This is a genomic window from Peribacillus sedimenti (assembly GCF_046237635.1).
GTDB lineage: Bacteria > Bacillota > Bacilli > Bacillales > DSM-1321 > Peribacillus > Peribacillus sedimenti.
Genome location: NZ_CP143547.1, coordinates 1752501 through 1765326 on the forward strand (window position 1 = coordinate 1752501; position 12826 = coordinate 1765326).

The following is a 12826-nucleotide window of genomic DNA, read 5'->3' on the forward strand; positions in this document are numbered from 1 at the left end:
GCTGAAAGCATCTAAGCATGAAGCCCCCCTCAAGATGAGATTTCCCATGGCGCAAGCTGGTAAGATCCCTGAAAGATGATCAGGTTGATAGGTCAGGGGTGGAAGCGTGGTGACACGTGGAGCTGACTGATACTAATAGATCGAGGACTTAACCAAATTGAAAAGCGGAGAAAGCCCGCTTAAACCGATAGGATGTTGGAGCTTCTGGCGGAAAAGACCTAAAGTCTTGCCCAGAAGAAGCGAAACAGCCGTACGGTTTGGCTTTCGCAGCTAGACATTATCCTGTTTTGAAGACACGCAAAAACCTTACCTGTTATCTAGTTTTGAAGGAACAACGTTCCTCTATATGTTTGGTGACGATGGCGAAGAGGTCACACCCGTTCCCATTCCGAACACGGAAGTTAAGCTCTTCAGCGCCGATGGTAGTTGGGGGCTCTCCCCCTGTGAGAGTAGGACGTCGCCGAGCAATGATAAGCCAGCCGAAAGGCTGGTTTTTTGTTGTTTTAAAAATACCATAGGGAAATTTCCTATAGAGGGAAACTGTAGAAGGCAAAATATATAAAAACACAAAAACCTGGATGGGAGGAGCAAGGAGGTCGGTTCAGCGAGGACAAAGGAACGAAGGCTAAAACCGCAGCATCCTGTTGCAACGCTTTCATAACCTGATCCTATGATTGTACCATTTACATGAAACGCGCAGAGACCGCCTTCTGGCGAAGAGTTCCGCTGATCATGGCCGTCCAGGATTAGATCGCGCACCGATGATAGTTGGGGTCGTCTATTCCTGTGCAGAATAGGGCGTCGCAAAGTAAGACAGAACCAGCCTGTTGGCTGGTTTTTTCATCGTAATATCAACATAGGACATTTTCATATGGTTTATGCTTAAAAAAATAAGTATCGTTAAACATTGTATGATAATGGACGGAGGAGATATTTTGGACTGACCTCCTTTCTTACAATAATTGCGAAGCTTTTGGTGTAAGTTGCTAATCATTTAATCCCTTTCCATTTAGAATTTGCTGTAAACATTTTTCAACCCTTGACTCTCGAGTTTTGGATTGCTTGGGTGAAGAAAAATAAAGGATGTAGGCTCTTTGCCGTCCCGGGGTCAATGCTTGAAAAGCAGTTTTCAAGGCTGGGATTTCATCTAATTTATTTTGAAGTTCTTTAGGGATTTTGAGTTCTGCAGTCTTTTTAAAATTCACTTCCAAACCGGCTTTTTCTACTTCAATGGCTTTATGAATATAGACTTTCAAGATGGCTTCCATTTCAACTATTTCTTGAATATTGGTGAACCGAATCTGGCGCGCAGCCTGTACATTTTCCGTTTGTCGAATTAGGATTCCATGTGTATCCTGTATCAAGGCACCTTTGTGAAAAAGAAGCGCACAATATTCTTTAAATCCATGTATTAAAACTATGTTTTTGTTCTCAAACGTGTAACAAGGATGCTTCCACTTAAATTCTTCGGTCAGCTCGCAGTCAAGAACAATGTTTCTTAACTTCTCATATTCTTTCTTCCACTTGTTAGCTTCAGTTAAAATTTCATCAACCTTGGGATTTAATCTGCTCTTTGTCATCAGGGAACACCTCACTTAGCATATTGGCCTTACTTAAAATTATATCAACCTTTAGATTGTATTTTTCGCAGCATACCGGTAAGGTCTAAATCAGTAAATCATCTCATGATACAAATAATCTTCGCTTAAATTTTACTATACATTTTTTTATTGTCTACTGGCACTGGCCGAATGTATCTTTAATTCAGAATTGCTATGAGATTTGGTATTAATGCAGTGGTTTAAAAACGGATCAAGTGAATTCAGTAGGCTATAGGGAAGAAAGTGGCGCTGCAGCCATAGGTTGATGGATTCAAATATGGCGTATTTATAAATAGTTAAAAGAAATTGTTGGGATGAAATATTTATACATAAATTTACTACTATCCCAATTTATAACTGGAAGAATATTTTTTCGGATAAAAGACCTAAGTTTTTAGGGCTTTTTTTATTTGATGATGAATTGCTACTGATTCTTAATAATTAAACGCGAAAAATGACGATTTTTAATGAGTATTGTGGCATATTTAATTATCTCAATATTGCAAATAAAATAAAAAATATAGCGAGAGCTTGGCTGGTTGTCAGCATTAAATCCGGAGAGGAGAAATTGGCATGAAAAAGGGTAAAAAGCTTTGCGGTGCTTTGTTAAGTGTTGGAATTTGTTTCTCGATGTTCTCAGGTGGGGCGCATGCAGTACAGCAGCAACAAAGTGATCCAACAGCAAGTCAGAAAGAAACTCGGGTATTGATTCAGGGGTCGGCAGCACAGTTATCTGACGCGAAAGCGAAATATGGAAAGAAACGCGACTTTGGTACCAAAGGTTTTACCACAACCGTAAACGGGCCGGAGTATGAGGCACTAAAGAAGAACAAGAGTCTAAATGTGGAAGAGGTTGCCATCGTTTCGATTGCACAGGCAAAAGCGGCGCCGGTAGAGGCAGCAGCTGTCCCGTCAACAAGAGTTCCATGGGGAATAAAAGCCATTTATAATGATTCTTCCCTGACAAAGGCATCAGGCGGAAACGGTGTCAAGGTAGCTGTGTTGGATACCGGCACAACAGCATCGCACATCGACCTTTCTGCTAACGTAGAACAATGTAAAGATTTTACTATTGGGAATCCCTATACAAACAATTCATGCACAGACCGGAACGGACACGGGACCCACGTATCAGGTACTGTCCTTGCCAATGGCGGCTCTGATGGGCTGGGGATCTATGGTGTAGCTCCAGAAGCAGAGCTATGGGCTTATAAGGTTCTTGGAGATAATGGCTCTGGTTACTCTGATGACATTGCTGCTGCAATCCGTCATGCTGCAGATCAGAAAACAAGTACAAATTCGAAGGTCATCATTTCGATGTCATTGGGTTCATCGACAAAGGATACGTTAATTTCCAGCGCAGTCGATTATGCTTACAGCAAAGGTGTGTTGGTTGTTGCTGCAGCCGGTAATTCTGGCTATGCTGCCAACACGATCGGTTATCCTGGAGCACTGCCTAATGCAGTAGCAGTCGCGGCGCTTGAAAATGTCCAGCAAAATGGAACATATCGAATTGCTGATTTCTCATCAAGAGGCAATCCTAATACCGATGGGGATTACGTGATTGGTGAAAAGGACATTGAGGTTTCCGCACCGGGAGCGGCTATCGAATCTACATGGCTAAATAACGGATACAATACGATCAGCGGAACATCAATGGCTACACCGCATGTATCAGGGTTAGCTGCAAAGATTTGGGCGGCCAATCCATCTTTGACTCAAACTCAGCTGAGAGCACAGCTTCAGAGCAAAGCAAGGCAATATGATATTTTAGGCGGATATGGGTCAGCCGCTGGAGATGATTATGCTTCCGGTTTTGGTTTCCCTCGTGTAAAGTAGGAAATAAATAGAAATGGCCGCCCAAGACCAAAGGGCGGCCATTTCCATTTTTATTTATCTGGTACTGCTGGTGTCGCGGCTTCCGAAGGAAAGCCGGTGTCTTTTTTATAAAACTTGGCCAGAAAAGCAGATTGGGCTATAAGGAACAAGCCGCCGATTGACCAGTATAGCGGAAGTGCAGCAGGAGCATTAAGCGAAAAGAATAGAATCATAATCGGTGACATAAGCATCATCGGTTTCATGCTTTTTTGCTGTTCCATTGGCATTTGCTGCATCGATTTTTTAGCCTGGAGATAATAAATCACGCCCGCGATGATTGCCATAATATAATCGGAATGGCCAAGATTGTACCACAGGAAGTTATGCGTCGCTATTTCATGCGATCCCTTTATTGCATAATAAAATCCCATTAAAATAGGCATCTGGATTAGGATTGGCAGACATCCAATGTTCAGGGGATTTACACCGTTTTTTTGGTAAAGGGCCATCAATTCCTGCTGTAATTCTCTTTGCTTTGCAGTATCTTTCGTGTCCTTAAGATTTTTCTGGATTCTTGTCATTTCAGGCTTGATGGCATCCATTTTCGTCTTCATTTGTGTCTGTGCTTTGTATTGTTTTATGGCAAGCGGCATTAGCAGCAATCGGATTAGCAGTGTCATGATCACAATGCTGATGCCAAAATTACCATCTGCCAAACCAGCAATAAACTCTATGAGCTTGGTCATCGGATCGACGAGGACAGATTGGAAAAAGCTCTCCTTGCTCCCTGATTGGGAACAACCTGTTAGTAATAGGGCTATCATGCTTGATAATATACTGATCGAAATAAATTTTTTCAATTTACAGCCTCCTCATTTGTTTGCATTCTTAACAAACGATGAGACTGAATGGTTCCTCTGTGTCGGCCGTACCTTCCTTTCTTCTTATGCAAATGATATATCGGAAAAATCCGGAAAATTCAAATTCAAACGGAACCGAGGGCTCCAAAATGCTGCCTTTTGCATTGCGACTGTATTTATTCCTAAGACCGGCACGGCTTTCTCTTTTATCAAAGAAGAAATAGGCAGCGAAGGGAAGGAGGGTTGTCAGGAACAGTCCAAACGAAACCATGCTTGGTATAGCATTATAGTCAATTTCAAATAGTAATTCCCACACTGTTTATCCCTCTTTTAAATGGTATATATCCACTATATCAGATTAAGCTTCAAATTCCTATTTAGGATAGGTGAATCACAGATTGTAAAAATATTTTCAGAATTATGGTAGAAAATAAGGATAATGGGGTAAAGAGAAAGGTATTTTGCAAAATTCGACAGATTTACGGGAGTTGTGACATGAAACTATCTCAGCTTGTACAGTCCATTTCTGAAAATGTGCTTCATTATCAGGATGATCAGGATATTGAAATTTCCGGTCTGGAAATGAATTCGAGAAAGGTGGGGCCAGGAACCGTTTTTGTAGCGATACCGGGCTTCACTCATGACGGCCATGAATACATAGAAGATGCAATAAAAAATGGTGCTGCTGCCATAATCGGCGAAATACCTCAGACATTGAGCGTGCCCTATATCCAGGTAGCCGACAGCAGAAAAGCATTGGCCAGAGCGGCCAGCGCCTTTTATGGCTTTCCTTCCAGAAAACATAAATTGATCGGCATTACGGGTACAAACGGAAAAACCACTGTTTCTTATATGCTCAAGCATATTTTGAATACGGCAGGAAGAACATGCTCACTGTTTGGAACGGTAACCTACTCAATCAACGATGAAAGCTACAAGCCTGCCAATACAACCCCTGACTCCCTGCAGCTGCAAAGGCTTCTTGCCAAAAGCAATGATGAATTCGTGGTAATGGAAGTGTCCTCTCATGCTTTGCATCAATCGAGGGTAGAAGCCATTGAATACGATTTTGCCATTTTTACTAATCTTAGCCATGACCATCTGGATTATCACCAAACGATGGAGGAATATTTTAAAGTAAAGGCGGGGTTATTCCTCAACCACTTAAATAGTGACGGAAAGGCAATTCTCAATCATTTTAATGAATGGGGCATCAGGCTGTCGCGTCTGCTTGGCGCAACCCAGACAGCAGCCGTGACGCTTGGGCGTACAGGCTCGAATCCCTATACCATCCGGGAATGGAGTCCATTCGGTGGGACATTTACATTAATGGAAAAAAATGAAGCTCATACTATCGAAATTGGTATGCCTGGCATTCATAATGTGTATAACGCTGCAATGGCATTTATGGCGGCCCGTGAGATTGGGATACCCGCTGACGTAATTATCAGTGCATTAAAGAGCTTTGAAGGTGTGCCGGGTAGGTTTGAAGTGTTCCCTCATCCGTCAGGTGCCCGCTTCATTGTAGATTATGCCCATACAACCGATGCGGTCGAATATTGTCTAAGGACGGCCCGGTCATTTGGCGCGAAACAAGTTTCCCATATTTACGGATTCCGCGGCGACAGGGATGTTTCCAAGCGGGCTCATATGGTAAAGACGTCAGCTTCCTACAGCGACCGTTTTATCTTGACCTTTGATGACCTGAATGGTGTCGATCCCAAACATATGGTTGAAGAGCTCGAGCAGCTGACTGAAGGCTGGGGCAATGGGAAAGGGCTGGTGATCTCCGATCGGACACTCGCGATCATCAAGGCCTGGGAGGAAGCAGATGAAGGCCATTGGGTGTTTATTACCGGGAAAGGTCCTGAGGCTTATAAAGAGGAATTCTTGCTGCCATTCCAATCTGACCGCGACCTGATTGATTTTCTCCGTTCAGAAGAGGTTATTGGTGCAGCATATTCACTCCCTGAAACAATGATGCCTTAATGATGTCAACACATACAGCACATTCCGATGTTTAGATAAGCGGAAAAAAGGCTATTGAATAACAACCTTACGAAAAGGAGTGGTTACAAATGGAACAAAATAATTCAATCAATCAAGGAAAAGTTGAAGAGCAGTTAAATTCAATGGGTACCGAAAAGAAGGATGAAATTCTTTCAAGCTTTGACACCTTTAAGGACTATCTAAGTTCAAAGGTCTCTAAGGGTCAAATGCTGGGTATGAATGAAGAACAGCTTGCAAAAACTGCCCAGAAGGTTGCGGATTACTTAGCGGACCATGAGGAACCTCGAAATCGTGAGGAAAAGCTGCTGCAGGAACTCTGGAAGGTTGGAAACGAAGAGGAGCAGCACAAACTTGCGCATCTGCTTGTCAAATTGGTTCAGTAGAAACGAAGAAAGCATCGGTATATCCGATGCTTTTTTTCAAAATACATATAATGTAAAATTGCGCTGGTTGTGGTCAATTTTAGATTACCTAAAATAACTTGTTGAATAGATTCTAAAGTCGAAGGTTAATAAGTGTATGTACAAGGGATGTATAGTGTTCCTATAATAAAAAGCTAACTAGAATCTCTTATTGATACTCCGGGACTCTATATTCGACCTAATCGTTTTCTATTCACGAAGTAAATGCCGACCTTACATTAAGCTGCTTGGGAGCCAAGGAAGATTCTATTATGTTTTGCTGATTCCAGAGGTATACGCAATTTTATGGGCTGGCAGGCACCTATCTTTCGCTCTCTACATATTCATACAGGGAAGTTTCGAATAAGAGGTGAAATTCATTTGGAAACAGCCCATAACAATTTTCCGTATACATTCGTTGATCAAACGTTGGAAGAAGACTATTTCCTGCATGAAAGCACTGAAGGCATGAGCCCGAATTATAGTCCATTCAGAGGCGGTTTCCCGCAAGGTGCCCAGCCATATTACCCTCCGAGGCCACCACAGCCTGGAGGCCGCCCGCCATTCGGGGGACGCCCTCCGTTTGCCGGAGCCCCGCAGGACGGCCCTCCTTCATCCCCGCCGCCTGCTTTTGCCCCTCAGCCACAGACGGCGCAGCCATTTGCGGTGGATCCCGGTGCGATGAGAAGATGTAGATATCGATTTACCTATGTATGGCTTCGCAACGGCCGTTCCTTTTGGTTCTATCCCACCTACATCGGCAGGATGTCTGTAGCCGGATACAGATGGCGCCCCCAAAGCCGCAGATGGATGTACTATGGTACAGACGCAGACCGGATCCTTTCGTTTCAGTGCTTTTAGAGATGCCCCGCAAAAAACAGACCATTCAGAAACGATTTGGTCTGTTTCTTTATATAATTATGCAATGTTACTTAACTTACTCGATGTTTCAATATAAGCCGATTCCATATGGTGGAAAATCCTGCCATATCGACATAATCTAGGCATCGTCTATTATGATAGAGCATCCGGCAAGGGGAAGCTATGTTAGAGATATTTGCATTACATATCAATGCATTCAATGAGGAAAGGATCATAAGAGTATATCTTGCCTTCTGAAACTGCCAGAAACTAAGTTTAGTCTCGAAAGCAGGAGTTCAATGCTCGAAATCTGAAATTTATGTGCGAACTCCCGCAACGTCTGCACGAAATCCGATATTTATGCTCGAACTCGGAAAAATAGGATTTGCCAGCTCAAAAACAATCGTTTCTCTACAAATTTTGAATCTATCATAAATTTTTTCAACACATCCATTGTTAAGCCGTATCTAATGCCTTCTGAAACTGCCAAAAACTAAGTGTATGCTCGAAAGCAGGAGTTTTATGCTCGAAATCTGAAATTTATGCGCGAAGTCCCGGCAATTATGCGCGAAACCCGATACTTATGCTTGAAATCGGAAATAGGGGATTTGTTGTCTTAATAATAATCCCTTCAATGTAATTATTTCATTGGAGCTAGTTTTTTGGATTTGTAGTGACGTAAATATTGCCTGCTCATCGTCTAAAAAAGTCAGTTTCATGACCGCAACCCGGACTAACCTCACTGACATCGCCGTTACTGACTAGATTCGCGCCACTATCCAGAGAGATTTATAACTTCTTACCAAGCAAAAGCATAATGAACCTCATCGTAAAAAGGGTGAACCATTTCAAAGTCCACCCCAATCATTTTAAAAATAATCTGGATAATCTGTGGTAATTCCATCCAGTCCCATATTAGTGAATTTCACAATTTCTCGAGGTTCGTTGACGGTCCATGTAAATGCCTCTAAACCAGCGGCCTTTATTCTTGCGGCCAGCCTTGGTGACATCATAGTCCTCTTTGTGTTAATGAAGCTGGCAAAACCGGAAATCTCGCTTATTTTCCTGCTGGAGATTCCCAGGGGAGAATATTTGAACAGAACTCCTGCTGGAATGGACGGAAGCAGCTTGTGAAACCTCTTGATGCAGTGCTGATCGAACGACTGTACCATTATTTGCTGATCAGAGGGTATGTGGCGTGATTTCAGTTCTTCAACAAGCTTTTCTTCGATGCCTTTATTCAAATGCGGATCCTTAATCTCGATCATCAGGCCGGCTTGGGGCAGTATTTCGTCCAATACCTCTCTCAGCGTTGGTATGCGTTCGCCGGTAAAACCGCTATCGTACCAACTTCCCGCATCCAATTTCCGCAAATCCTTCAACATGTAATTCCTTACATCCCCTTGGCCATCCGTAGTCCTGTCCACAGTTTCATCATGAATTACGACAATCTTGCCATCCTTGCTGAGCTGTACATCTATTTCTATCAAATCTGCCCCTAATTCTACTGCCTTTCGATATGAAGCAAGGGTGTTTTCAGGGCAGTACCCTGCAGCCCCCCTATGTGCAATCCTCATTGGGCTGATTGTTCTTTTCTCTGATTTTTTACTGTTGTATTTACCTGAAAATATTAAAAGAAGAATCGGTATTGTTACTAGTAAAAGCGCCAATTGGTCTCTCCTATTTTGAATCGTTTATAACATTCATGATACCCATTATTTTGCATAAATAAAATGTCTATTTGCCACCATCTTTTTGTATTTCAAGTTGTGACAGAAAAGTGACGATGTATTTTTTCGGGAGAATTTTTTTCTCTTTCATTCTACTTTAGACGAAGTTTTTTATATAAAGAGGGTGAAGGAGGTGATACACATGGCAAGCGAAGCGCTTTTCGACACAGTATTGAGATTGACGTTCGATAACGGAGTCAATGAAAAGGGTGAACCTGTGTTCAAGAAGAAAGCATTCTCCAATGTTAAAACACAGGTAAACTCAGACCAGCTGCTGATGACTGCACAGGCAATCGCTGGATTGCAGACAAAGCCGCTAACAGAAGTCCAAAGGCAGGATACTAAAATCATCACTGCGTAAGGAAAAGGATGAAGGGAGGAGGTGAGTTAAATGGCAAAAACGCTGGAATTGATCTTTGCTACGAGGGAGGGAAAGACTGCTTCCCTATCTATCGAGGATCCAAAGGAGCCTGTGGACAAGGCGCAGGTTGCACAAGCGATGGACCAGATTATCGCAGCTAATGTATTTACATCTTCCTCAGGCGATTATATTGGCAAGAAGGGTGCCCGCCTGGTAGAGCGCAATGTAAGTGAGTACGAAATAGTCTAATTCATATGAGGGCATCCCTGTTATACTTCTTAGCGAAGGAGTCATGATCCTGGGAGCCCTCTTTTTTATGGAGGGGTGAGGAAAATGGATCAAATGCTGCCGTTCATTGGCGATGTCGGTTTCCCAATCGTTGTCACACTCTATTTGCTTCATAAAATAGAGGCAAAGCTCGACATGCTTAACGAATCGATTATAGGCCTTCCAGGCAGGATGCGTGAAGGAATCCATCCAAAAGCCAGTTAAATTTAAAAGACATTATGGTCTCCGGAAATCATAATGTCTTTTTTATTTGAATTCGATTTTATCGGCTACAAATGGCGGAATTCCTAACTTCACAAATGATAAACCTCCAACAAGCAAATACGATGATAAAGGGGGGATTGTAAGTCTGTCCGTAAACCTCCATTGCGGAGACAGTCAAAAAATAAAGGGTTTTTATTGGCTGCATGGAATATTGAAAGTACGTGCTTAGTACATTAATGGGAGCACGATTATGACTGCAGGTTTATTTTTAGAAAAAGGGTGAGTGTGAATGGATCCTCAGATTGGTTCTGAAACAAGAAAACGGAAGGGGAATCTAGGCTTATATCTTTCGCTTCCTGTAATGTCGTGGGCTTTATATGATTTTGCGAACACCATTTTTTCATCCAATATCAATACCATTTTCTGGCCTTTCTATCTGGATGAAGCCATAGGCGGCAATGAAGTGCTCGACCAGGTTGCAAGTACTTTTATTTCTTATGCCAATGCCATAGCCAGTTTGCTGCTTGTGGTTTTTTCCCCATTATTCGGTGTAATGATCGATCGTACCGGCAGGAAAAAGAAGTACATCGTCCTCTTCACATTGCTGGCAGCGGCCGGCACATTCCTCATGGGGGTTTTTGGCGGCGTTAAATTGGACGGGACATTATTTGGTGTACCCATGGCACTGGCCCTAGTGGTGATTTTATATATATTCGCAAAGTTCTTTTATCATTCAAGCCTGGTCTTTTATGATTCCATGATCACAGATCTAGGAACGAAGGAAGAGCTGCCCTTGATATCCGGCTTTGGCGTAGCGGTCGGGTATGTCGGCACCCTGGCAGGCTTGGCCGTATATCCGTTTATAGGGGACACTGGCTATCACAGGGCTTTTATCCCGACTGCGTTATTGTTTTTAGTTTTTTCGCTTCCGTTATTTCTCTTCTTAAAAGATAGACCAACAGCACAAACAGAAAAGCATTCTTTTTTGTCAGGGTATAAGGAGATTTGGCAAACCTTTAAGGAAATGAAGTCCTATCAGGCTGCGTTCACCTTTTTGATTGCTTATTTCTTTTTGAATGATGCCATTGCGACAGCTATCAGCATGATGGCAATCTACGCAAAAAACGTCGTGGATTTTTCATCGGGGGCTTTCATCCTTCTTTACTTGGTCTCAACAGTAACGAGTATCATAGGTTCGTTTCTGTTTGGCTATATAACAAAAGCAAAGGGATCAAAAACATCCATCATATATGTAGGAGTTATCCTGCTGGCTGCCCTCGCAGTAGCGGTGTTCGCGCCAAATGCAGGATGGTTCTGGCTGGCAGGAAGCATGTTCGGAATCTCGCTGGGGGCAATGTGGGTGACCTCCAGAACCTTTATAGTAGAACTTACACCTGAAGGAAAACGAGGCCAATTCTTTGGTTTATTCGCCTTTTCGGGCAAGGTGTCCGCTATTGTCGGGCCTTTCCTGTATGGGACGATCACATTGCTTTTCTCAGATCTTGGCGATACCGCAAGCAGACTGGCGCTTGGTTCGCTGATGCTGATGGCACTCGTGGGCCTTGTTTTCCTGATTAAAGTAGAGGATAGGGGAGCTTGGGTAAAATGAGGAGCGTTTTTTAAAGGAGTTTAAATTGGATAGGCTGTAAGAGAATAAAATCCAGATAGACCAATGATGATCCTGCACAAGAAAGGAAACCAGATAGAATCCCTTATAAGGAGACGGTTTGATAATACCATAGCTAAGGCTGCAGGACATCCTGCAGCCTTTTTTCCGCAATTTTCATATGGTGATGATTGTGACATCGATGTTCCCTTTGGTAGCCTTCGAATAAGGGCATACCTGATGGGCTTTTTGTACCAGTTCCTCGGCTTCCTGCTTGTCTACTCCGTGAATGGAGACATCGAGCCGTACGGCCAGCTTGAAGCCGTTGTCTGCCTCATCCTTACCGATCGTTACATTGGCAGTAACGTCAGTGCCTTCTACTTTCTTTCCTTCCTGACGGATTACAAGGTTCAAAGCGCCATCAAAGCAGGCTGCATAACCTGCCGCAAAAAGCTGCTCTGGATTGGTGGCGTTGCCGCCGGGACCTCCCAATTCCTTCGGCATCTTCAACGATAAATCCAGAACGCCATCCTCTGATTTGACTCTTCCTTCCCGCCCGCCGGTTGCGGTTACGGCAGCAGTATATAACGGCTTCATATTGATCACTCCCATTTATAGATTTCACATTAGTAATTCCCTTATATTTTGTCTCTAAACAATGGCAGGAGAGTAAAGAGAAGGGGGTGTATGGACAAATTTCGGTTAATGCCTATATGCAGCGCTATTGTTAAAACAAGTATATTTTTTTAGTTGCCTCTGTTAAACGATAAAGTTGATTTTGAGCAAAACAAAAGGAGTTGTTATCAAGTTTCTTTTAGTAAAACATCACGAAACAATATACGGATATTAGTATAAGAAGCAATATCAAAGGGATTGTTACGGCTATGATAATAAACCATATCTTAATCCACCTTTTTCTTTCAACGCCCAACCCTTAATCCCCCCTTATTAATTTAATTAGCCAATCACTTATATCCTTATCATACTGTTTATTGTTGAACTAATCTGCTCAACGTGAAGATCAACAACGACGTTTATTAGCACTTTTTAGTTAAAATAATTAGTCCTTGATGCGTTACCCGCAGA

The 12826-nt window shown here is 42.7% G+C and carries 13 protein-coding genes and 2 rRNA genes (1 of these 15 running past the window's edge); 10 read left to right on the forward strand and 5 right to left on the reverse strand.

Annotated elements, in window-relative coordinates; genetic code table 11:
* Both V1500_RS08625 and rrf read left to right on the forward strand, forming a co-directional pair.
* Nucleotides 1–156: ribosomal RNA gene (locus tag V1500_RS08625) — 23S ribosomal RNA — on the forward strand (it extends 2790 nt beyond the left edge of the window).
* A 193-nt stretch (nucleotides 157–349) separates the two neighbouring features.
* Nucleotides 350–466: ribosomal RNA gene (rrf, locus tag V1500_RS08630) — 5S ribosomal RNA — on the forward strand.
* Between the two features lie 520 nt (nucleotides 467–986).
* On the opposite strand, the gene V1500_RS08635 is transcribed toward rrf, so the two are convergent.
* Nucleotides 987–1580 carry a YdeI/OmpD-associated family protein gene (locus tag V1500_RS08635; RefSeq protein WP_409305156.1) on the reverse strand — a complete coding sequence of 198 codons (594 nt, stop codon included), beginning with the start codon at nucleotides 1578–1580 and terminating at the stop codon, nucleotides 987–989.
* Nucleotides 1581–2174: 594 nt separating this feature from the next.
* Here V1500_RS08635 and V1500_RS08640 point away from each other — a divergent pair.
* Nucleotides 2175–3440, forward strand: coding sequence for a S8 family peptidase (locus V1500_RS08640; protein ID WP_409305157.1), 1266 nt, complete (start codon nucleotides 2175–2177; stop codon nucleotides 3438–3440).
* Between the two features lie 50 nt (nucleotides 3441–3490).
* Here the strand turns inward: V1500_RS08640 and yidC are convergent, their stop codons facing one another.
* Together yidC and V1500_RS08650 are read right to left on the reverse strand one after the other, a co-directional pair.
* Nucleotides 3491–4279 (reverse strand): membrane protein insertase YidC, encoded by a 789-nt coding sequence (yidC, locus tag V1500_RS08645; RefSeq protein ID WP_409305158.1) that lies wholly within the window; start codon nucleotides 4277–4279, stop codon nucleotides 3491–3493.
* 28 nt (nucleotides 4280–4307) lie between these two features.
* Nucleotides 4308–4595, reverse strand: coding sequence for a hypothetical protein (locus V1500_RS08650; RefSeq protein ID WP_409305159.1), 288 nt, complete (start codon nucleotides 4593–4595; stop codon nucleotides 4308–4310).
* Between the two features lie 179 nt (nucleotides 4596–4774).
* On the opposite strand from V1500_RS08650, the gene V1500_RS08655 reads away from it, so the two are divergent.
* The 3 genes from V1500_RS08655 (at nucleotide 4775) to V1500_RS08665 (ending at nucleotide 7551) form a co-directional block, all read left to right on the forward strand.
* On the forward strand, nucleotides 4775–6268 hold the full coding sequence (locus tag V1500_RS08655; protein ID WP_409305160.1) for a UDP-N-acetylmuramoyl-L-alanyl-D-glutamate--2,6-diaminopimelate ligase: 1494 nt from the start codon (nucleotides 4775–4777) through the stop codon (nucleotides 6266–6268).
* A gap of 89 nt (nucleotides 6269–6357) precedes the next feature.
* Nucleotides 6358–6672 (forward strand): DUF3243 domain-containing protein, encoded by a 315-nt coding sequence (locus tag V1500_RS08660; RefSeq protein WP_409305161.1) that lies wholly within the window; start codon nucleotides 6358–6360, stop codon nucleotides 6670–6672.
* Between the two features lie 399 nt (nucleotides 6673–7071).
* Nucleotides 7072–7551, forward strand: a complete 480-nt coding sequence (locus V1500_RS08665; protein WP_409305162.1) for a hypothetical protein — start codon at nucleotides 7072–7074, stop codon at nucleotides 7549–7551.
* 869 nt (nucleotides 7552–8420) lie between these two features.
* On the opposite strand, the gene V1500_RS08670 is transcribed toward V1500_RS08665, so the two are convergent.
* Nucleotides 8421–9221 carry a glycerophosphodiester phosphodiesterase gene (locus V1500_RS08670; protein ID WP_409305163.1) on the reverse strand — a complete coding sequence of 267 codons (801 nt, stop codon included), beginning with the start codon at nucleotides 9219–9221 and terminating at the stop codon, nucleotides 8421–8423.
* 202 nt (nucleotides 9222–9423) lie between these two features.
* Between V1500_RS08670 and V1500_RS08675 the strand changes: the two genes are divergently transcribed.
* The 4 genes from V1500_RS08675 (at nucleotide 9424) to V1500_RS08690 (ending at nucleotide 11743) form a co-directional block, all read left to right on the forward strand.
* Nucleotides 9424–9642, forward strand: a complete 219-nt coding sequence (locus V1500_RS08675; protein ID WP_409305164.1) for a DUF1659 domain-containing protein — start codon at nucleotides 9424–9426, stop codon at nucleotides 9640–9642.
* A 30-nt stretch (nucleotides 9643–9672) separates the two neighbouring features.
* Nucleotides 9673–9891, forward strand: a complete 219-nt coding sequence (locus V1500_RS08680; RefSeq protein ID WP_409305165.1) for a DUF2922 domain-containing protein — start codon at nucleotides 9673–9675, stop codon at nucleotides 9889–9891.
* 84 nt (nucleotides 9892–9975) lie between these two features.
* On the forward strand, nucleotides 9976–10134 hold the full coding sequence (locus V1500_RS08685; RefSeq protein WP_409305166.1) for a YvrJ family protein: 159 nt from the start codon (nucleotides 9976–9978) through the stop codon (nucleotides 10132–10134).
* A gap of 289 nt (nucleotides 10135–10423) precedes the next feature.
* Nucleotides 10424–11743, forward strand: a complete 1320-nt coding sequence (locus V1500_RS08690) for an MFS transporter (protein ID WP_409305167.1) — start codon at nucleotides 10424–10426, stop codon at nucleotides 11741–11743.
* A gap of 174 nt (nucleotides 11744–11917) precedes the next feature.
* Here the strand turns inward: V1500_RS08690 and V1500_RS08695 are convergent, their stop codons facing one another.
* Nucleotides 11918–12337, reverse strand: coding sequence for an organic hydroperoxide resistance protein (locus V1500_RS08695; RefSeq protein ID WP_409305168.1), 420 nt, complete (start codon nucleotides 12335–12337; stop codon nucleotides 11918–11920).
* Nucleotides 12338–12826 lie beyond the last annotated feature (489 nt).